This window comes from Comamonas fluminis, assembly GCF_019186805.1.
Lineage (GTDB): Bacteria > Pseudomonadota > Gammaproteobacteria > Burkholderiales > Burkholderiaceae_C > Comamonas > Comamonas fluminis.
Genome location: NZ_CP066783.1, coordinates 2,669,202 through 2,689,704, shown reverse-complemented (window position 1 = coordinate 2,689,704; position 20,503 = coordinate 2,669,202). Strand labels below are relative to the sequence as shown.

The window sequence follows — 20,503 nt, the reverse complement described above, 5'->3', positions numbered from 1 at the left end:
CGCTTGATGTACAAGCGCTCACGGCCTTTTTTATTCAAAGTCATGGCACCCTTCATCTACCTCGCATCCCAAAGTCCTCGCCGTCGTCAACTGCTGGAGCAACTGGGCGTAGCGCACGAGCTATTGCTGGCCAACGCTGCTGGCGATATTGCTGAGGATGCCGAAGCCATCGAGGCCGAGCGCGAAGGTGAAGCCCCGCGTGACTATGTGCAGCGCGTAACCGCAGGCAAGCTCGATGCTGCGGTGGCGCGTCATGCACGTCGTGGCCTGGTGCAGGCGCCGATTCTGTGCTCTGACACTACGGTGGCGCTAGGCCTGCAGATTCTGGGCAAGCCCGCAGATGCAGACGACGCGCGGCGCATTCTGCGTCTGCTCTCGGGCGCCGAGCATGAGGTGCTGACTGCCATTGCTCTGCAAAGTGGTGCGCAGCGCCTGCAGGCGCTGTCTGTTTCCACTGTGCGCTTTGCGCCCATGAGCGAAGCGCAGATTGATGCATATGTGGCGTCTGGTGAGCCCATGGGAAAGGCGGGTGCCTATGGCATTCAGGGTCTGGCCGCCGCACATATTTCCGAGATTCGCGGCAGCTACTCGGCCATCATGGGCTTGCCGGTTTATGAAACGGCGCAGTTGCTGCGCCAGCTGGGCTGGGCCCTTTAAAACCGGGGTAAGGCCATTTGTTCTGAACTCAGCGCAGGTTCGGAACTCCAACCCTTCAGGGTTGCTCTGCATGCAGGCTGTCTTGCGCCTGCCATGCGCGCGTCGCACACTGGGTGCAGACGATTTGCAAGACCTATAAAGAAAGAACGACAGTCAATGCAGCAAGATATTTTGATCAACTGGTCGCCGCAGGAAACGCGGGTCGCGATTATCGAGAGCGGTGCGGTGCAGGAATTGCACATGGAGCGGCCTCTGGAGCGTGGGCTGGTCGGTAACATCTATCTGGGCAAGGTGTCCAGAGTGCTGCCAGGCATGCAGTCTGCATTCATCGACATCGGACTGGAGCGCGCTGCGTTTTTGCATGTGGCCGATGTCTGGCAACGCCAGGAGGGCGGTGAAGCCCCCATGTTTGCCCGCAAGGACCAGCCCCAGGTGCCGATTGAAAAGCAGGTCTTTGAAGGTCAGACCTTGCTGGTGCAAGTCATCAAGGACCCCATCGGCACCAAGGGTGCACGCCTGTCCACGCAGATCAGCATTGCTGGTCGTCTGCTGGTGTTTTTGCCGCAGGATGACCATATCGGCATTTCTCAGAAGATTCCCCAGAACGAGCGCGACGCACTGCGCGCGCGCCTGCAGGAGCTGGTGGGCACCAAGGAGGAGGGCGGCGGTGGCGGCTTTATTCTGCGTACCAATGGCGAGGACTCTAGCGATGCCGAGCTGGCAGAAGACATCCGCTATCTGCGCAAGACCTGGGCACGCATCAAGGATGCGGCGCAGAGGCTGCCCACCATGTCGGTGCTGCACCAGGATCTGAACCTGCTGCAGCGAGTGCTGCGTGATCTGGTGGGAGAGCACACACAGAGCATTCGCATTGACTCCAAGGAACAGTTCGCGCTGCTCAAAACCTTTGGGCAGGAATACATGCCAGCTGCAGTGCCCAAGTTGCAGCTGTACAAGGGCGAGCGGCCTATTTTTGATCTGTACTCCATCGACGAAGAAATCGCCCGTGCGCTGGGGCGCCGCGTTGATCTGAAGTCTGGCGGTTATCTGATCGTCGATCAGACCGAAGCACTGACAACGATTGACGTCAACACCGGCGGCTATGTCGGTGCGCGAAATTTCGACGACACCATCTTCAAGACCAATCTGGAAGCTGCCCACGCCATTGCGCGCCAGCTGCGCCTGCGCAATCTGGGCGGCATCATCATCGTGGACTTCATCGACATGGTGCGCGACGACCATCAAAGCGAGGTGCTGTCCGAATTCCGCCGTCAGCTGGGTCGTGACCGGGTCAAAACCATGGCTGGAGGCTTCTCGCAGCTAGGCCTGGTAGAGATGACGCGCAAGCGCACCCGCGAATCGCTGGCACACATGCTGTGCGAGCCATGCCCGGCTTGCTCTGGCAAGGGCAACGTCAAAACGGCACGTAGCATCTGCTATGAAGTGCTGCGCGAAATTCTGCGTGAAGCCCGCCAGTTCAACCCCCGCGAATTCCGCGTCGTCGCCTCGCCCAAGGTCGTGGAGATGTTCCTTGATGAGGAAAGCCAGCACCTGGCCAGCCTCTCGGACTTCATCGGCAAGCCCATCTCGCTGCAGTCCGAAACGGTGATGGCGCAAGAGCAGTACGACATTGTGCTGCTGTGAGTGGTTTGCGACCTGATGAAAGCTATAGATCACCAAGTTGCCAGAGCGAAGCTGCCACAGGTAATGGCAGGCAATGGCAACTTGGTGGCGTCCATCAGCTGGCCATAATGGGCTGTGATGTGATGCGGCAGCCGCTGCTCAGTGGCTCAATCATTTCCAGCAGTCGCTTGTAGCCGGTTTTTTGAATGCGCCACTGCTCACCGACCTTGATGTAGCAGTCCTCATAGAGGGCGCTTCCGGTCAGAATGGTCTGCTCATCCAGGTTGATAAACAGGTCATTGAGATACCAGAGGCCTGTGGCCTTGTTCCCATCGACCTTGATTTCTGGGGTGTGCCCGTTGTGCATGCCAAAGCGCCGGCTGGTGAATGCCGTGCGGTAGAAGTCCATGGCCTGCGCGATGCCATTGATTTCGTACTGGTAGGTGGGGCTGTCGAAGCGAATCTGTACGTCTTCGGTCAGAACCGTTTGCAGCAGTTCCAGATTTCCGGTGTCGATGCCCCGAAAGTAGCGGGCCTTGAGCTGTTTGATCTCTTCGATCTCAAAAAGAACTTGCATGGATACCTCTGCGTCGTTCAGTGAGGCAAATAGTGGCCGCCGCTGACGTCCAGCTGCGCACCGGTTACGACACGTGCATAGTCACTGGCCAGGTAGAGAGCCGCTGCCGCGCAATCTGCGTCGTCAGGAATTTCGTTGCGCAAGGGGATTTGCTGGGCGATGACGTCCACCAGTGATTCCATGGATACGCCCTGGCGTTTGGATTCCGCCTGGAAATAGCCTTTGACGGGGGCGCCCCACATCCAGCCGTTGTAGGTGCTGTTGACGCGAATGCCGTATGGGCCAAGGTCTTCGGCCAGATATTGCACAGCGGTCTTGAGCGCGCCCTTGGAGACTGCATAGCCCGCCTCCAGCTGATTGGGGCGACGAGTCGCCATGGTGTTGATCATCACGATGCTGCCGTCTTTTTGCTTTTTCATCTGAGGAACAACTGCCTGGGTCATGTTCATGGAGCCATAGAGGTTGACCTCCATGACCTTGCGCCAGTCGTCCATGGATGAATTGCTGGACGAGCCCCAGGTTCCATGTGCGTAGGCTGAGTTGATCAGGGCGTCAATGCGACCGAATTTCTCGATGGTCAGCTCTGCCAGTTTCTGGCACTGCTCGGGTTTGGAGATGTCGGTGGCGACTTTGAGGATCTCGCAGGTGTGGCCAGCTGCGCGAATCGCGGCTTCGGTGTCATCCAACATGGACTGGGTGCGCGCTGCCAGCACGACGGCCTTGGCTTGATATTCGGCTGCGCGCAATGCCAGCTTGATGCCCATGCCGGGGCCAATGCCCGAGATGATGATGACTTTGTTTTTTAAAAGCATTCTGTCTCCTTGAGTTTTTGTGGTTTTGAGCTTTGCGGCTCAGGCGTGCGAGGCACTGCGTTCGGCCTGCAGTGCTTCGGCACGTTTCTTGAGGTCGCGAGCGACCTGGTCGAAGGCTTTTTTCACCCAGGCACCATGCTCGGCCATGATGGTGTCGGCATTGATGCCGAGAAACTGGTCTGTGGTGAAGTAGGTGCAGCGGTTGGCATCAATGGCTTCCACATACTGATCGCGGCGCGCTGCATCCTTGTTTTCCGGTACGGGGCGCTGTTCCCAGGACAGAAGCAGCTCTGGCTCGCAGGCCACCAGGTATTCGTTGACGGGCCAGGTTTCCCCCGTGTCGGGGTGGCGTGTCAGCATTTCAACCAGGTCGTTGATCTGCATGCCACAGCGGGCGCTGAAGCAGAAGCTGTTCCAGTGCGGGTAGTTCTCCAGATCGGTCAGAACCTCCCAGACCAAGCTGGCCGGCGCATTGATTTCCACCTTGATGGAGGTGACGAGATTGGCGGATTTGGTCATTGACGTGCTTCCTTGACTCAGTTGATAGGTTTGGACGTGATCTGGATCTGTTCGCTCAGCGGTTGAATGGTTTCGAGCAAAGTCTTGTAGCCCGTCTCTGCAATCCACCAGCGCCCGTCGCGTTTGACATAGCGGTCTTCATAGATGGCGCCGCCGTGCATATGCGTTTTTTCTTCCAGGTTGATGAAGACATAGTTCAGGTACCAGAGGCCCGTGGCTTCGTCGCCCCGGACTTCAAGTTCCGGCGTATGGCCGTTGTGCATGGCCAGGCGGGTGGGGGTGAACGAGGTTTTGTAGAAGTCCAGCGCCTTGTCCAGCCCCTCGAGGTGAAATTCATAAGCTGGGCTTTTGAAGGCCAGCTTGATGTCGGCAGTCAGGATGGACTGCAATGCGCTGAGGTCGCATGTATCAATCGCACGAAAATACCGGGCCTTCAGTTGTTTGATGAGCTCTATGGCTTCAAGGTCCAACATGGGTTTGTCTCCTGTGGTTGTCATTGGGGTTTCAGGCGCTGACCTGGTAGAAGCTGGTGAGAATGCAGTCCAGACTGCCGAAGTCCATGAAGCGGCACACTGATTCGGACGTGGCTTGTTCGCGCTCATACAGCAGCTCGAAATTTCCCGGCGCGCCATAAAAGGCCGCGGGGTTGCCAATGGCGGTGGCCGGGTAGTGCTCTTCAACAATGGCATCGATCTCGGGGGCGCCCGGGGTCAGTGCCGCGATGACGATGTTCTGTCGGCAGTCGAAGATGGACTGCAGGATGTAGGCACTGAATCCGTGCTCACGCCAGTGGTGTGTCCATTCATCCAGGCTCAGACGAGGTGGCCGCTTGAATGTGGCGACCTGGCACATTCCTGGCGTGCGTTTGCCGATGGCGTTCTGGATGCCCAGTTGCGCTTTGCGTGCGCTTCGTTTTTCAGAGCAGGGAACGCTTTCTCTGACCTGGTATGCGTGCAGTTTTTCTACATGTTTTTCCAGCAAGCGCAGTACCAGGCGCAGCTTCTCAGGGTCTTCCAGTGTGATGCTGAGCATCCCATCCAGAGGGCTGCGGCTGGCGGTCATTCGCTGCGCGCTGGCCTTCTCGACATCCTGATCGACGACCATGAGCCGTATCTCGCTGGCGCCCAAAGCCATCAGCAGGTCTTGAAGCCCGATCAGCGTATCCCGCCAGTGCTCTGCGGATTGCGGCTTGGGGCGCCAAAGACTGAACATGATTTTTGCCATGCTTCAGTCTTCTTGCTCAGTGTGCATCCTGCAGGTGACGGGCACGGTACTGTGCGTAGTCGGTCTGCATCTGCTGCTCGCTCAGGCCAAAGGTTTGCAGGCTGTAGTCGTGGCCTGCGCGCTTTTCACGGCCATTGCTCGACAACCATTGCTGCGCATCGGAGCGTGCCTTCTCGGTGAATGGCAGGCCCGCGAACTGGTAGACCTTCTCCAGCACTTCCATGGGCTGGCTCACGGTGTCGGCAAAGTGAATGTCCAGGAAGCGGGAGGCATCCTGCGCGTCGCGAACGTGCATGGTGTGATGAATGCCGCGGGCCATGCGGGTGTTCCACTGCCGGCCTGTGGAGAGCGGGTCTGGCGTGTCGCTGTAGATCTTCCACAGAGTGTGGGCCATGCTGGCCATGGATGGAATGGTCTGCGCTGGCTCGCGATGGGTAAGGATGACCTGCGCCCCGGGAAACACGGAGAGCAATATTTCAAGCGTGTGCAGATGCTGGGGCGCCTTGAGCAGCCAGCGCTGGCCCTGAGGCTCGCCCCGTTGCTGTTTTTGCCATTGCAGAAACTGCAGCATTTTCTTGAGCTGGGTATAGACGGGGCGCTGGTCTTGCTGGTCCAGCCAGGCCGTGTAGCTGGGAACATCGGCATAGGCATCCATGGCGCAGAGAAAGGAATGCTCCATGAGCATGAATTCCTCATCGCACAGAGTGGCGTTCATCGGGTGGATGGACAGGATCTGCGGAATGGCCTCAATGGTTTGCGCCACTTCGGCCTTGGCCAGCTCAATGCGGGTTGCAGCATCCTGAGGGCCTTCTCCCAGAAGAGGCGCCGGATAACGGGTTTCCCACCAGGCCGCGGAATAAAAGCGCGGGTCCACAGCCAGCGTGCGTTGCAGCATGGTCGTGCCGGTGCGTGGCAGGCCAACGATGACCAAGGGGTCGTCGATCTGAATCTGATGAATCTCTGGAAAGCGCTTGAAATAGTCCTCCATGATGAGGCGGTTGACGAGCTGGCCAACCAGTCGTTCGCGCATCATGACCAGACCTGCAGCGGATAGCTTTGCCTCGGTATTCAACGAAGTGCAGAGCATCTGCAAGGCCTGGCGATAGTTGTCCTGACCGAAGTCGTCAAGGCCGGGCGCTCGGTCACGCGCTGCCCGCAGCAGTTCTTCGACCTGAAGAGCCTGGGGTGTGATGTGGGCGTTCATACGGTCTGCTCCAGCTGGTTCATGGAAACGACTTGCGTGGTGGGGTGGCATTGGTCCTTGGCGCCTACCCAGCGCAGGCACATGGTTCCTTCTCGAACGCCAGCGGTTTGCAGCCAGTTGGCAACGCCGGGATCACGCTCGCTCAGAACCAGCGTCACGCCGCCCTTGTCGTCATACTGGGCCTGGTGCTTGTTGATACAGATCTGGTGGTGGCGGTAGTCCAGAGACTCCAGCCAGTAGTTGTTGATCTGCAGGTTCCAGAATGAGCATTCAGGAACCTTGTCCACATGAATGACCAGCGCCTGGTCTTCATCCAGCTTCCAGTGCGAGTGGTAGTAAAAAATATTGGGGTCTCCGCCCACCGACTGGCAGTAAGCCTGATCGGCCGGAGGCAGTTGATTGCTATGAGGAAGATAGCTTTGAGCCCAGTTTGCAAAAAGCGCAGCGGTGTTTTCTACAAAAGAAGAGGCGCGCTGCAGCGATTGGGCAAAGACGATGGGGTCCAGAGGGCCGGGCTTGTCCTGGGTTCCAACGCGTTCAATCGAAAGCTTGGCGGGGACTTCAGTCTTGCGGTCCATGAAGGTCTGGCGCACCAGAATGGATACCGAGGCGTCTTCCATGGGCAGCCAGTTGCCGGGCTGAGGTTCGCGGCTGATGAGGATTTCGAAATTGCCGTCCTTATCCGTTTTCAGCTGGCTGGCATCCAGGAACCCGGTCACGATCATGCGGCCATCGGTTTCGTAGCCACCTTTTTGCGTGCAAAAGCTCAGGTAGGAAACACTGCCCCGGTTGCCGTAAATGCGGTACTCCATGCCGCCGTTCAGGCGCGCATATTCGTAGATGTTGTCCGGGTTATCCGCGCCAATCTTGGCGGTTTCATGGGAGGTCCTGAAAAAGCTGGGGAACGCCGGGTCGGCAAACTCCACATGCATTTCCAGCGCGATGCGCAGCAGCCGGGTCAGGTAGCGGTAGCCTTCAGCGCGTGTGGCAGGGTCGGCAGGGGTTTCGGGGCGAAGAATTTGCTGACCGCAGCGCTTGAGGTGGTCGCAGAATTCCGACCAGGTTTCCCCCGTCAGAAGTTGCTCATTGATGGTTTGCTTGTCCATGATCTAAACCTTTTGAAAGGCAGCGCGGGGCCAGGCCTGCGCTGCCAAGGGAAAGAAAAGTGAAGGTGTCGCAGTGCGCGCTGAACAGGTTCAGCTCTCTGCGGCAATGATTTCGCGTGCCACCAGCTCCGAAATAATCCGGTCCACGGCCTGCTGCGCTGTCAGCTCGGTGGTCGAGATATGGATGTCCGGGGTCTCTGGCACTTCGAAGGGCGAGTCGATGCCGGTGAAGTTCTTCAACTCGCCACTGCGCACCTTCTTGTAGAGGCCTTTGGGGTCGCGCTTTTCGGCAACGGCCAGCGGGGTGTCAATGAACACTTCCAGGAATTCGCCGTCGCTGATGAGCTTGCGGGCCATTTCGCGCTCGGCCTGGAAAGGGGAGATGAATGCCGTGATGGCAATCAGCCCTGCATCGACGAACAGCTTGCCCACCTCCGCCACGCGGCGGATGTTCTCCACCCGATCTGCATCGGTAAAACCCAGATCCCGGTTCAGGCCGTGGCGAACGTTGTCTCCGTCCAGCAAATAGGTGTGCCTGCCGCGTGCATGCAACTGCGTTTCAAGCAAATTGGCGATGGTTGATTTGCCTGCGCCGGAAAGCCCGGTGAACCACAGCAGCGCGGGCTTCTGGCCCAGACGCTCCGCACGATCTTTCTGGTTCACATTCACATGCTGCATATGAATGTTCTGCGAGCGGCGCAGCGAAAAATCGATCAGGCCTGCACCGACCGTGGCATTGCTCAGGCGGTCAATCAGAATGAAGCTGCCAGTTTCTCGATTGTCCTTATAGGCATCAAAGGCGATGGGCTGGCTGGTAGAGAGGTTGCAGACACCGATCTCATTGAGGGCCAGTTCCTTGGCAGCCAGGTGCTCCAGCGTGTTGACGTTGATCTTGTATTTGGGCGCGGCGAAGGTGACCGGAATCGTCTTCCCGCCCATCTTCATCAGGTAGGGGCGGCCGCCCAGCATCGGCTGCTCATGCATCCAGATCAGCGTGACCTGGAACTGATCGGCGACGTCGGCAGGCGCATCCGCAACGGCAATCACATCGCCCCGGCTGCAATCGACTTCATCGGCCAGTGTCAGCGTGATGGACTGGCCAGCCACGGCCTGCTGCAGATCGCCATCCTGCGTCACAATGCGCGCGACCTTGGTGACGCGGCCACTGGGCAGAATGCGAACGGAATCACCGGGATGGATCTGACCGCTGGCAATGCAGCCGGCGAAGCCACGGAAATCCAGATTAGGGCGATTGACCCACTGCACCGGCATGCGAAACGGCAGCTTTTGCTGACGGGCTTCGTCGATTTCCACGGTTTCCAGATAGCCCATCAGCGTCGTGCCGTGGTACCAGGGCATGTGCTCGCTTTGCTCGGTGATGTTGTCACCACGCAAGGCCGACATGGGGATGGCGGTAATGTCTTCCAGGTTGATCTTCTTGGCGAACTCGCGGTAGTCGGCAACGATGTCGTTGTAGACTTTTTCCGAGTAGCCCATCAGGTCCATCTTGTTGACTGCCAGCACGATCTTGCGAATGCCAATCAGCGAAGCCAGATAGCTGTGGCGCCTCGATTGCGTGAGTACACCTCTGCGGGCATCGATCATGACCACGGCCACATCGGCCGTGGATGCACCGGTGACCATATTGCGGGTGTACTGCTCGTGGCCGGGCGTATCGGCCACGATGAATTTGCGCTGGTCCGTAGAGAAAAAGCGGTAGGCCACGTCGATGGTGATGCCTTGCTCGCGCTCTGCGGCCAGGCCGTCCACCAGCAGAGCAAAGTCCAGCTCGCCGCCTTGCGTGCCGACTTTCTTGGAGTCTGCGACCAGGGCTTCCATCTGGTCTTCAAACAGCATCTTGGATTCGTACAGCAGGCGACCGATCAAGGTGCTTTTGCCGTCATCCACGCTGCCGCAGGTGATGAAGCGCAGCAGGCTTTTCTGTTCATGAACCTTCAGATATTTCTCGATATCTTCGGAAATGAGTGCGGAGACATGTGACATCAGAAATACCCCTCTTGCTTCTTCTTTTCCATGGATGCGGCCGAGTCGTGGTCGATCATCCGGCCCTGTCTTTCTGAAGTGCGTGTCAGCAGCATTTCCTGAATGATCTTGGGCAGCGTGTTGGCGTCAGACTCCACAGCGCCTGTCAGTGGGTAGCAGCCCAGGGTGCGAAAGCGCACGTTGCGCATCATGGGAACTTCGCCGTTCTTCAGAGGCATGCGCTCGTCATCCACCATCAGCAGCGTTCCGTCGCGCTCCACGACGGGGCGAGGGGCGGAAAAATAGAGCGGAACAATGGGGATGTTTTCCAGATAGATGTATTGCCAGATGTCCAGCTCGGTCCAGTTGGACAGAGGAAACACGCGAATCGACTCCCCCTTGTTCTTGCGGGTGTTGTAGAGGTGCCAGAGCTCGGGGCGCTGGTTCTTGGGGTCCCAGCGATGCTGGTCGGAGCGGAAGGAGAAGATGCGCTCTTTGGCGCGAGACTTTTCTTCATCGCGACGTGCGCCGCCAAAAGCTGCATCGAAGCCGTATTTGTCCAGGGCCTGTTTCAAGCCCTCGGTCTTCATCACATCGGTGTGAATCTGCGAGCCGTGCTTGAAGGGGCTGATTCCCATCTCCAGGCCTTCGGGGTTGATGTGGACCAGCAGATCCATGCCCAGTTTCGCGGCCATCTGGTCACGAAAGCGATACATTTCCTTGAACTTCCAGGTCGTGTCCACATGCAGCAGGGGAAACGGGGGCTTGGCGGGGTAAAACGCCTTCATTGCCAGATGCAGCATGACTGCACTGTCCTTGCCGATGGAATAGAGCATGACGGGGTTTTCGGCCTCCGCCACCACTTCACGCATGGCCTGAATGCTTTCAGCTTCCAGCCTTTGCAGATGAGTCAGCAGCACTGATTTCTCCTTGGTTTTTTGTCTTGGGTGCTGCGAACTGTAGGAGTCTGTTCCATCAATCTTTTGCGCGAATTGATGTTTAATAATTTGCTGAGCCATGCTCGCCATAGGGTCGAGAATCTGTGGCTTAGGGGTTTGTCTGGGGATGGCTTTGGGGGCAGGTGCCTTGCTCTGGATGCTTTCCTGAATGCTGCTTGCCAGCTCGTTGGACTGGTGCAGCATCTCGGTGGCGGCGGGCAGGTGAAACAGGCGCAGGCGCTCGCAGCGATCACCGGAAAGAGAAGAAAAAGTGGCGGCACGCTGCCACTGCATGGCGGGCAGCAGTGCAAAGATCTTGCATTCGGTTGAGCGCTGCAGACGGTCAAAGAAATCTTCCAGATGCGTGGCGCGCAGACTTCCTTCGTATGGCTGCCACAGCACCTTTCCCCGATTGTTGACGGCGCGCAATATGCCGTGGCGCAGGCGGCCGGGGCAGTTGTTGTGCGCGCCGAAGTCATCAATCCAGACAATGCTGGCGTTCTCTTTCTTGGCCTGTTCGCAGATGTCCAGGTAGGTGCTGGCATACCAGCGCTTGACGGAGCTGGCCGCCTGCTGCATGCGCTTGATGGGGCGGTCTGCATTGAGGTTCCAGCGCTGCAGGTACTGGGCGTTGGTGCGCTCGGGCAACTCCAGTTGCTGGCGTTGAGCGATCAGTTGCTGCATGGCTTCCAGCTCCCAGAGCAGAAAGTCAAGCCCATGATCCGCAGGCTGTGAGCTTACCAGTTGCACATAGATGTCCTGCTCCTGCATGGCAGACAGGGTGCGGCCTTCTCCGGGTTTGCGCCCACGTTCGCGAACAGGCACGGCAGTCCAGCCGCCTTCCAGCCAGGCCTTGTGGGCCGAAATGATGGTCGGTGCAGACAGTCCCGTGGCTTGCGCAATTTGCTTGAGGGTCTGTCCTTGCAGCCGCAATTTCACGGCTTGAATCCGCTGCTCGTTGATTTGCGGGATACCAAGTTTCTTGCTCACAGTCATGCGCACTCCTGTTAAACATTCACTCGCTGATTTGCGAATGACTGAGTGCATTTACTGTCCACCTGTCCTCCGAATGGTGCATAGACCAAACGGACCACATCAAGAAAAATAGAGGAGATTTTTGTGAATCAGAGCGTTGTGCTGGAAGACGTCATGGCCATTACCCGTGAGGCGGGTGCAGTGATCATGGAGATCTATGGCTCCGACTTCGAGGTGCGCGGCAAGCAGGATGCATCACCTGTGACCGAAGCGGACGAGAAGGCTGAGCGATGGATTCTGGAGCGATTGAAAGCCCTGTGGCCGCAGATTCCAGCGGTTTCCGAAGAGGCGGCCGCTGCAGGGTACGTGCCCGAAATGGGGCAGCGCTTCTGGCTGGTCGATCCTCTGGATGGAACCAAGGAATTCATTCAGCGCAACGGCGAATTTACCGTCAATATTGCTTTGATCGAGCACGGCGTGCCAGTGCTTGGTGTGGTGTTTGCTCCCGCCCTTGACCGTATGTATGCAGGTGCGCAAGGGCAGGGCGCATGGCTTGAGGTCAAGGGCACACGCCAGCCCATCGAATGCCGTAGCATTCCGCAGGAGGGGCTGGATGTGGTGGCCAGTCGCTCTCATGGCGATGCACAGGCGTTGGAGAATTTCTTGCAGGGGCGTTCAGTGCGCTCGCTCAAAAGTGCGGGCTCATCGCTCAAGATCTGTCTGGTCGCTGAAGGTGAAGCGGATATCTATCCCCGCCTGGGCCGCACCATGGAGTGGGATATTGCGGCAGGCCATGCCGTTCTGGCGGCAGCGGGAGGGCAGATCCGCACGCTGGATGGCGAGGTGCTGGGCTATGGCAAGCCAGATATGAGTAATCCCCATTTCTACGCTTGCTCTCAGCACTTCTGCTGAGTGCGTGTGCCGGTGGCTTTTTCTACCCAGCGCAGCCGGTCCGCAAAGGGCTGGCTGCCTCTCATGGCGGTCTGCCCTTTGTGGATGAGGCTGGTCATGGCGCTTCTTTGCGCTGGTCTGCTTTTCGGGGCTGTTTCATGTTCCTCATCTGACGCAAATTCAGCGGCACACAGGCCCGTCAAAATCGTGGTTGGCTTCGGCGCTGGCGGTGCAATGGATACGCTGGCGCGTGCTGTTGCTGCCAGGCTCTCTGAAAGGCTGAAACGGCCCGTCTATGTGGAAAACCGGGCAGGGGCAGGAGGGGCTATTGCTGCCAGCTATGTGGCCCAGGCCCGGCCCGATGGAAATACCTTGCTGCTGGCTTCGCCGGCGGAAATATTTGTCAATCGCATCTATGGCACCGGACTTGGCGCAAGCGCGCTGCAGGGCTTGCTGCCTGTGGCCAGGCTTTCGAGCGCCCCCATTGTGCTGGTGGCGCGAAGCGACTCCGGAATCGAAAAAATCAGCGAGATTGCCGCTGAGTCACGCAGCCGCGCGCAGGGGCTGAGCTTCGCTTCATCAGGCGTGGGCAGCTTGCAGCACCTGCAGGGCGAAAGATTGAGCCATTCCATAGGGGCGGAACTGGTGCATGTGCCTTACAACGGGGCATCCACTGCGATTGGTGGTTTGCTTGGCAAGCAGGTGGACTTGCTGCTGGCGGGCGTGGCACCGGTGGCTTCCTATATAGAAAGCAAAAAACTGCGTGTTCTGGGTGTTGCGGCGCGCTCGCGCTTGCCGCAATTTCCAGACATTCCCACCTTTAGAGAGGCTGGGGTGACCGGCCCCGAACTTGAATACTGGCAGGGCATTTTTCTTCCGCAGGGAACGTCTTTGGAGATTGCCGACGCTTGGGCCGCTCAATTGCAAGGCGTTCTTGATGAGGATTTGTTGGCGCAGCAACTGGCAGCCCAGGGTTTCCTGGTTGCATTCAAAGATAGAGTCCAGTTCAGTGATTTCCTGCGCGAGGAAGAAACGCGCTATCAGGGTGTGCAGGTGAGCGGCTGCGGGGCTTCTGTTCGGGAAGGTTGCTCACTTTCCGGGCAGGTACGGTGAACTGCTGCGGCAGCGGCCGTTCTTCGAGGCACGCGCCCGACCTGCACCTGCAAAGCCACAGGCTGGGTGCAAAAGCCGTCAATAGAGTCAGATGCTGAAAGACAAGGTCACCGACAGAGGCCATGCGCTTGCCAGCCGTGATGCGCCGCCGAAGTTTGTCAGAGTCGTAGTGCCTCCCACATCACAGTCCACCCAGATTTGGGCAAGGGGTGGGGCGGGCTGTAGTTCCAGCTGCAACACATCGGCACTGCGAAAATCGCTGATGACCCATAAGCAAGACGGCTGAGCTGAATGTTGAGCCGCCATTTCCCAGCCCGCTTGCAGCGCAGCGGCCAAAGGCGTGCCGCCGCCGCCCAGCAGGGACTCTATCAAATCATCATTCCAGCGCGGAGCCCGCGTAGGCTGCAGCAGCCAGCGAACTTGGCCGGCGCCAAAGCAGAGCAGGGCCACGCTTTCGCGTCGAAGGTAAGCCCAGCGCATCCATTGTAGCAGCAGCCCCTTGGCTTTCGCAAAGGCACCGCTTTCCACCATGGAGGCAGAGCAGTCCAACAGGAACAGGTGCTGATGCCTGCTTTTGCCCTGCGGCCGCTTCCAGCGCAGATGTTCTGCCGCAAGAGGCAGATCTCGGCGCGCGCGCAGGCTGGCGGGCCAGTCGATCTGGGTGCTGTCTGTTTTTGTGGCAACAACTGCTGTGGCCAGGCCATGCGGCGCGGCGGTGCTGGGCCCCCGGCGGGCGCGCTGCGATGCAGCGACTAATTGCTGCGACCGGGGGCCCGGGCTTTTTTTGCGGCAAGCGCTTCCATCGCTGCCTGCGCCATGGCGTCGGCCTGGCTGGCATCAAAGCTGGTGGTGCTGACGGGCTGCGCCTGACCCCAGCCAGGTGGCGGCTGGTTCAGGTTTTGCTGCGAAGGCGGCGGTGCAGCAGGCGCTGACGACTGGTTGGCAGGCGGGTCCAAGTGCTTGCGCTGGCTTGCAGAGTTCGCTTCAGAAGGATGGAAGTCTGGCTGGGATGGAGGCTTGGAAGAGGGGGCGGGCTTGGTGGCTGGCGAGGATGGGGCGGGCTGCCTTGGTTCCGCCGAGCGGTGCTGCAGCACCAGCGGCGCAACCTCAGTCACATGCGCTGGCGTAATGGTGGGGCTGTTTTGCCAGGCTGCCAGGGCGCGGGCGGCGCGCAGCATGACCAGGTCGGCGCGCAGGCCATCGACCTGGGCGGCGATGCATTGCTGGGCCACGGCCTCATGCACCGCATCGCTCCAGGGCAGTTGCGTGGCGTCCCGGCTGCGGGCGCGGGCTTGCTGCAGACGTGTGCGGATTTCCTGCTGCTGGGCCGCATGGGCTTGCACAAAGCCTTGCGGGTTCAGATCAAACTGCAGCCGTGCTTTGACAATGCGGCTGCGCAGCTGCGGGTCTTGCGCATTGCTTAGTTGTACGCACAGGCCCAGGCGGTCCAGCAATTGCGGGCGCAGCATGCCTTCTTCGGGGTTCATGGTGCCTATCAGCACAAAGCGCGCCGCATGGCTGTGCGATATGCCGTCGCGCTCAATGTGGTTGATGCCGGAAGCTGCTACGTCCAATAGCACATCGACGATGGCGTCTGGCAGCAGATTGATTTCGTCGACATAGAGCACGCCCTCATGTGCCTTAGCAATCAGGCCGGGGGCGAAGGCGACTTCATGACTTGCGAGTGCCTTGGACAGATCCAGGCTGCCCATCACATGCTCGATGGATGCACCCAGCGGCAGGCTGACAAAGGGCGCGGGTGCCAGCACATCGGCCAGTGCGCGTGCGGCGGTGGATTTGGCCGTGCCGCGCGGGCCTTGAATGAGCACGCCGCCCAGCAGGGGCTCGATAGCGGCCAGCAGCAAGGCCTGTACCAGGGCGGGCTGGCCATCAATAGCTGACAGCGGAAAGACGGGCGGCATGGCGGTGTTGGCGTTCATTGCGAGACTTGCCCTTCCATGAATTCTTCTTGCGCAAGCATATGGGTCAGCAAGCTCTGGTGCAGATCACCGGGCTCTTGCCACATGCCGCGGTCAATGGCTTCTAGCAGGCGCGAGACGATATCGCCGAGCGCCTGCGGGTTGTTGTGGCGCATGAAGTTGCGCACTTCGTCGTTTTGCACGTAGGCCTCGGTCACCAGCTGGTAATGGGTGTCGGAAACCAGTTGTGTGGTGGCGTCAAAGCCAAACAGATAATCCACCGTGGCGGCCATCTCGAACGCACCCTTGTAGCCGTGGCGCATGGCGCCTGCAATCCACTTGGGGTTGGTGACACGGGCGCGCACCACGCGGCCAATCTCTTCGGCCAGCGAGCGGATTTTGGCTGACTGCGGATTGCCGTGGTCGCCGTGGTAGACAGCAGGCTCGGCACCGCCCAGGTGGCGCACAGCGGCCACCATGCCACCCTGGTGCTGGTAGTACTCGCTGGAGTCCAGCAGGTCATGCTCGCGGCTATCCTGATTTTGTAGCACCACGTCGAGCGCCTGCAGGCGTTGCTCCAGCGCAGTGCGGGCGGGTACGCCGTCGGCATGCTGGCCGTAGGCATAGGCGCCCCAGTGCAGATAGTGGCGGGCAAAGTCGCCAGAATCCGTCCACTGGCCGGTGCGCAGCAGCTCATGCATGCTGGCGCCGTAGCTGCCTGTGGGGGCGCCAAAGATTCGCCACAGCGCTTGCTCGCGTGCTGCATCAGGGCTCAAGCCTTTGTCCAGCGCAGCCTGCGTGTCGCGCAGCACGCGGGCGCGGATGGGGTTGTCTTCGGCGTCTTCGTCCTGCTCGGCTACGGCGCGCACGGCGGCGTCAAACATCTGCACCACGTTGGGAAAGGCATCGCGGAAAAAGCCGCTGATGCGCAGCGTCACATCCACGCGCGGGCGGCGCAGGCCCACGGCGGGGATGACTTCGAAGTCCGTCACGCGTTGGCTGCCTGCGGCCCATTTGGGGCGCACGCCTATCAGCGCAAAAGCCTGGGCAATATCGTCGCCGCCCGTGCGCATGGTGGCCGTGCCCCAGACGGACAGGCCAATGGCCTGCGGATATTCGCCATGCTCTTGCAGATAGCGCTCCAGCAGTCGCGTTGCGGATTGCTGGCCCAGCGCCCATGCGGTTTGCGTAGGGATGGCACGCGTATCGACGGTGTAGAAATTGCGCCCGGTAGGCAATGTGTCGCAGCGCCCGCGTGAGGGCGATCCGCTGGGGCCTGCGGGCACAAAACGGCCTTGCAGTGCGCGTGAGAACTGCAGCAGCTCTTGCGGGCCGCAGGCGTCCAATGCCGGGGCAATTTGTTGCTGGATGCGGATCAGCACTTGCTGGGTAGCAGGCCAGTCTTGCGCCAGTGCTGGCTCGGTAATTACTTGCAAGGCCAGCAGCTCCAGCCGTTCACGGGTGTCGCCGCCATGGCGCCAGACTTCTTCGCTGAGCTGCTGCAGGGCTGCGGGGCGCGGGCCAGTCCAAGTGGCTGCAGCATCCATATCCAGAGGGTTCCAGTCCGTGCCCGACAGCAGGTCGGCTGCCAGCGCATTGAGCAAGCCCAGCTCCCGGCTGCCGCTGCCGGGGTAACGCGCAAGCGATAGCAAGGTGCTGTCGCGCAGCCCATCTTGCGGCGAGTGGCCAAAGATGTGCAGGCCGTCGCGAATCTGGGTTTCTTTCAGCTCGCACAGATAGGCGTCGATGCGCTCCAGCAACTGCTCGTCGGCATCGGGCTGCGTATTTGCGGTCTCAATGCCCAGTTCGCGCAGCAAGTCTTGCTGCTTGGCGCAGTCCAGAATCTGCTGGCGCAGCAGCGTGGCGCGGCGCAGGTCTACCAGCAGGGCTTCGTAGTATTCGTCCACCAGGCGCTCCAGCTCCTGCATGGGGCCGTGGTTTTCGGCGCGCGCCAGCGGCGGCATCAGGTGGTCGATGATGACGGCCTGGCTGCGGCGCTTGGCTTGCGCGCCTTCGCCGGGGTCGTTGACGATAAAGGGGTAGACGTGGGGCAGGGGGCCGAGAATGGCGTCGGGCCAGCAGTGTTGCGACAGCGCCAGGCTCTTGCCCGGCAGCCATTCCAGATTGCCGTGCTTGCCCACATGCACCATGGCATCCACGCCAAACACATCGCGCAGCCAGAAGTAAAACGCCAGGTAGTTATGGGGCGGTACAAGCTCGGCATCGTGGTAGCTGGCGTAGTCGTTGCGGCCATCCAGCGCACGCGCCGGTTGTATGCCCACAAACACATGACCCAGTTGCAGGCCTGCAATCATGAACCAGCCGTCGCGCAGCATGGGGTCGGCCTCGGGTTCGCCCCATTGGGTGATCAGCGCCTGCGCCATGCCATCCGGCAACTGGGCCAGCCGCTGGCGGTAGTTTTGCAGGCTGTAGCCCTGGCTGGCGGGGCGCAGCGCCCATTTGTGCGGGTTGTTGGCAATGCCTTGTTGCAGCTGCTGCATCAGCGCCAGGCCTGTTGCGGGCAGGGCTGCAGCATCGCCCAGGCTCCAACCAACACGCTGCAACTGGTGCAGCAGGGCGATGACGGATTCGGGTGTATCCAGCCCCACGCCGCTGCCCATGCGCGCCTCGCTGCCGGGGTAGTTGGCCAGTACCAGCGCCACCTTTTTCTGCGCGGCGGGTTTGCTGCGCAGCAGGCACCAACGCTGGGCCAGCTCGGCAATCCATTGCACGCGATCTGGCTCGGCCTGGTAGCTGATGACGTCGGTTTGCGTTAGATCGCAGCGGTGGGTCAGGCCTTTAAAGCTCATGGCGCGCGTCATGATGCGGCCGTCCATCTCGGGTAGCACCACCTGCATGGCAATGTCGCGCGGTCGCAGGCCCTGGCTGTCGGCCAGCCAGTCTTCGCGGTTGCCGCCGCTGGCAATCACTTGTAGCACGGGGATATCGCCCGCCAGCGCGTCGGCTGCATCATCGGCGCGGGCGTGCTCGCCCAAAGCAGCAAACGCCGTGGTGTTGAGGATGATTTGCACATCATGCGCCGCACACAGCGTGCGCAAGGTTTGCAGGCACAGTGCATCTTTGAGCGACTCCAGCGCCAGTGGCAACGGGTTCAGGCCTTGTGCCAGCAGGGCATCGGCCACGGCGTCAAAGGCTTCGGTGTTGGCGGCCAGCAGGTGGGATCGGTAGAACACCAGCATGGCCACGGGCGCGCCGGGCGTCCAGCGGGCTTGCAAATCGTCCAGCCCGGGGATGTGGCTGGCGTCGTCTTTTGCCCAGCCCTGCGGCACATGCACGGCCACGGGCGGCAGCACACGCACGGGCGCGCCTTCGCGCCCGCGTTGGAGGCCCCAGGCCGCCGCCATGCGCAAAAACTCCCGCGCATTACCCAGCCCCCCCGCGCGCAGGTATTGCCACAGCGCGCGGCTTTGCTCCACCGGCATGCTGCCTTTGGACAGCAGCTCCAGATCCTCTTGGCTGTCGCCCGAGAACATGGCCAGCTGCTGGCTGCGCTGGCGCGCCAGCTTTTGCAATTGCTCTATGCCGTAAGGCCAGGTGGACTCTGCCCCCAGGTGATCGACGATGATCAGCCTGGCATGCTGCAGCACCTCGCCGATATACAGATCAAGCGAGGCGCTTTGGCGCAGATGCAGTAAGTTGGCCAGCCGCAGCGTGGGCGCGTCAGGCTCAGTTTGCTGCCACAAGCGGTAGGCATCCGCCAGCAGCGACAGCGTGGTATCGGCAGAGCTGAGCACCACCATGTCGGCGGGCGTCTGGTCCAGGCGGGTGATGATGCTGTCGTCTTCGACAAAGCCACCGGGGCGGGTGCTGAGCAAATGCATGGTTCAAAAACAATAGCTGGTGGCGCGCGCCAGTTGTGCGCCAGCGCCGGTTTTTACTAAATACTTAGACTTCTGCGGTCTTCAATGCCTGCTGCAGCACAGCGGCATCCAGTTGCTTGCCGATGAAGACCAGGCGCGTGGCAGCGGTCTCGCCATCGGCCCAGGCGCGGTCAAAGTAGGCATCAAAGCGGCGGCCCACGCCTTGCACCAGCAGGCGCATCTTTTTGCCCGGCAGTGCTGCAAAACCTTTGACGCGCAGCACGGCGTGCTGCTCGACGATGCCTTGCAGCGTCTGCATCAGGCGGTCGCGGTCCACCGCGCCCAGGTCGATGTGCAGCGAATCGAAGGCATCGTGGTCATGGTCTTCGTCGTGGTCGTGGTGGCTGTGCTTGTCGTTGATGCTGACTTCAGCCGCGCGGTGCTGGCCCAGCAGCACATTCAGCGGCACCTGGCCTTGCACGGCTTCGATCATCTTCACGCTGGCGGGCACTTCTTCGGCCACAAGGGCGCGTACTTGGGCTAGCTGCTCGGGCGTGACCAGATCGGCCTTGGACAGCACCACCAGGTCGGCCGCAGAGAGCTGGTCTTCAAACAGCTCGTGCAGGCTGGCGTCGTGGTCCAGGTTGGGATCGGCCTGGCGCTGCTCATCGACGGCATGCGGGTCATGGGCAAACTGGCCAGCGGCGGCGGCGGGTGTATCCACCACGGTGACCACTGAATCCACGGTGAACACATTGGCAATATCGGGCCACTGAAAGGCCTGTACCAGCGGCTTGGGCAGGGCGAGGCCGCTGGTTTCAATCAGCAGCACATCAATATCGGCGCGGCGTTCGGCCAGGGCCTTCATCACGGGGAAGAACTCTTCCTGCACGGTGCAGCACATGCAGCCGTTGGCCAGCTCATAGATCTGTCCGTCGGCGCCACCTTCTTCCGCGCAGCCAATGGCGCAGGTTTTGAGGATTTCGCCATCAATGCCCAGCTCGCCAAACTCATTGACGATGACGGCCACACGCAGGCCCTTGGCCTGCTCCAGAATGTGGCGCATCAGTGTGGTTTTGCCGCTGCCCAGAAATCCGGTGACGATGGTGGCGGGGATCTTGGTGGTTTGCATGGTGCTATC

Annotated in this window: 17 protein-coding genes and 1 pseudogene; 4 read left to right on the top strand and 14 right to left on the bottom strand. The window is 60.2% G+C overall.

Annotated features, from left to right (window positions below; genetic code table 11):
• Nucleotides 1–42 precede the first annotated feature (42 nt).
• Both JDW18_RS12680 and rng read left to right on the top strand, forming a co-directional pair.
• Entirely contained in the window at nucleotides 43–657 is a 615-nt protein-coding gene (locus JDW18_RS12680) for a Maf family protein (RefSeq protein ID WP_218239810.1), read from the top strand.
• 156 nt (nucleotides 658–813) lie between these two features.
• Nucleotides 814–2,301 (top strand): ribonuclease G, encoded by a 1,488-nt coding sequence (gene rng / locus JDW18_RS12675; protein WP_218239809.1) that lies wholly within the window; start codon nucleotides 814–816, stop codon nucleotides 2,299–2,301.
• A gap of 94 nt (nucleotides 2,302–2,395) precedes the next feature.
• On the opposite strand, the gene JDW18_RS12670 is transcribed toward rng, so the two are convergent.
• The 10 genes and pseudogenes from JDW18_RS12670 to JDW18_RS22600 form a co-directional block, all read right to left on the bottom strand.
• Nucleotides 2,396–2,857 carry a nuclear transport factor 2 family protein gene (locus JDW18_RS12670; RefSeq protein ID WP_218239808.1) on the bottom strand — a complete coding sequence of 154 codons (462 nt, stop codon included), beginning with the start codon at nucleotides 2,855–2,857 and terminating at the stop codon, nucleotides 2,396–2,398.
• Between the two features lie 17 nt (nucleotides 2,858–2,874).
• On the bottom strand, nucleotides 2,875–3,669 hold the full coding sequence (locus JDW18_RS12665) for an SDR family oxidoreductase (protein WP_218239807.1): 795 nt from the start codon (nucleotides 3,667–3,669) through the stop codon (nucleotides 2,875–2,877).
• 39 nt (nucleotides 3,670–3,708) lie between these two features.
• On the bottom strand, nucleotides 3,709–4,188 hold the full coding sequence (locus tag JDW18_RS12660; protein ID WP_218239806.1) for an SRPBCC domain-containing protein: 480 nt from the start codon (nucleotides 4,186–4,188) through the stop codon (nucleotides 3,709–3,711).
• Between the two features lie 17 nt (nucleotides 4,189–4,205).
• Entirely contained in the window at nucleotides 4,206–4,661 is a 456-nt protein-coding gene (locus tag JDW18_RS12655) for a nuclear transport factor 2 family protein (RefSeq protein WP_218239805.1), read from the bottom strand.
• A gap of 31 nt (nucleotides 4,662–4,692) precedes the next feature.
• Nucleotides 4,693–5,412 carry a hypothetical protein gene (locus JDW18_RS12650; protein WP_218239804.1) on the bottom strand — a complete coding sequence of 240 codons (720 nt, stop codon included), beginning with the start codon at nucleotides 5,410–5,412 and terminating at the stop codon, nucleotides 4,693–4,695.
• Between the two features lie 16 nt (nucleotides 5,413–5,428).
• The gene (locus tag JDW18_RS12645; protein WP_218239803.1) at nucleotides 5,429–6,616 is read right to left on the bottom strand and encodes a sulfotransferase family protein; all 1,188 of its coding nucleotides are present in this window, start codon (nucleotides 6,614–6,616) and stop codon (nucleotides 5,429–5,431) included.
• A complete protein-coding gene (locus tag JDW18_RS12640) occupies nucleotides 6,613–7,722 on the bottom strand; it encodes a DUF1214 domain-containing protein (RefSeq protein WP_218239802.1) in 1,110 nt (369 codons plus the stop codon). The genes JDW18_RS12645 and JDW18_RS12640 overlap by 4 nt, the downstream gene beginning before the upstream one ends.
• Nucleotides 7,723–7,812: 90 nt before the next feature.
• Nucleotides 7,813–9,726, bottom strand: coding sequence for a sulfate adenylyltransferase subunit CysN (cysN, locus tag JDW18_RS12635; protein ID WP_218239801.1), 1,914 nt, complete (start codon nucleotides 9,724–9,726; stop codon nucleotides 7,813–7,815).
• On the bottom strand, nucleotides 9,726–10,622 hold the full coding sequence (cysD, locus tag JDW18_RS22605; protein WP_246610540.1) for a sulfate adenylyltransferase subunit CysD: 897 nt from the start codon (nucleotides 10,620–10,622) through the stop codon (nucleotides 9,726–9,728). Before cysD ends, cysN begins: the two co-directional genes overlap by 1 nt.
• An 840-nt stretch (nucleotides 10,623–11,462) precedes the next feature.
• A pseudogene (locus JDW18_RS22600) lies at nucleotides 11,463–11,639 on the bottom strand (helix-turn-helix domain-containing protein); the annotation flags it as partial.
• 153 nt (nucleotides 11,640–11,792) lie between these two features.
• On the opposite strand from JDW18_RS22600, the gene cysQ reads away from it, so the two are divergent.
• Together cysQ and JDW18_RS12620 are read left to right on the top strand one after the other, a co-directional pair.
• The gene (gene cysQ / locus JDW18_RS12625; protein WP_218243887.1) at nucleotides 11,793–12,530 is read left to right on the top strand and encodes a 3'(2'),5'-bisphosphate nucleotidase CysQ; all 738 of its coding nucleotides are present in this window, start codon (nucleotides 11,793–11,795) and stop codon (nucleotides 12,528–12,530) included.
• A gap of 213 nt (nucleotides 12,531–12,743) precedes the next feature.
• Nucleotides 12,744–13,622 (top strand): tripartite tricarboxylate transporter substrate binding protein, encoded by an 879-nt coding sequence (locus tag JDW18_RS12620; RefSeq protein WP_246609879.1) that lies wholly within the window; start codon nucleotides 12,744–12,746, stop codon nucleotides 13,620–13,622.
• 87 nt (nucleotides 13,623–13,709) lie between these two features.
• On the opposite strand, the gene JDW18_RS12615 is transcribed toward JDW18_RS12620, so the two are convergent.
• The 4 genes from JDW18_RS12615 to cobW all read right to left on the bottom strand — a co-directional run bounded on the left by JDW18_RS12615 (nucleotide 13,710) and on the right by cobW (nucleotide 20,494).
• Complete coding sequence (locus tag JDW18_RS12615) at nucleotides 13,710–14,243, bottom strand: vWA domain-containing protein (RefSeq protein ID WP_246610538.1); 534 nt, start codon at nucleotides 14,241–14,243, stop codon at nucleotides 13,710–13,712.
• Between the two features lie 131 nt (nucleotides 14,244–14,374).
• Nucleotides 14,375–15,562, bottom strand: a complete 1,188-nt coding sequence (locus JDW18_RS12610; RefSeq protein ID WP_218239799.1) for a magnesium chelatase ATPase subunit I — start codon at nucleotides 15,560–15,562, stop codon at nucleotides 14,375–14,377.
• Nucleotides 15,559–19,383: a cobaltochelatase subunit CobN gene (cobN, locus tag JDW18_RS12605; protein ID WP_218239798.1), complete on the bottom strand. Its 3,825-nt coding sequence runs from the start codon at nucleotides 19,381–19,383 to the stop codon at nucleotides 15,559–15,561. The genes JDW18_RS12610 and cobN overlap by 4 nt, the downstream gene beginning before the upstream one ends.
• A gap of 64 nt (nucleotides 19,384–19,447) precedes the next feature.
• Nucleotides 19,448–20,494, bottom strand: coding sequence for a cobalamin biosynthesis protein CobW (cobW, locus tag JDW18_RS12600; RefSeq protein ID WP_218239797.1), 1,047 nt, complete (start codon nucleotides 20,492–20,494; stop codon nucleotides 19,448–19,450).
• Between the last annotated feature and the right edge of the window lie 9 nt (nucleotides 20,495–20,503).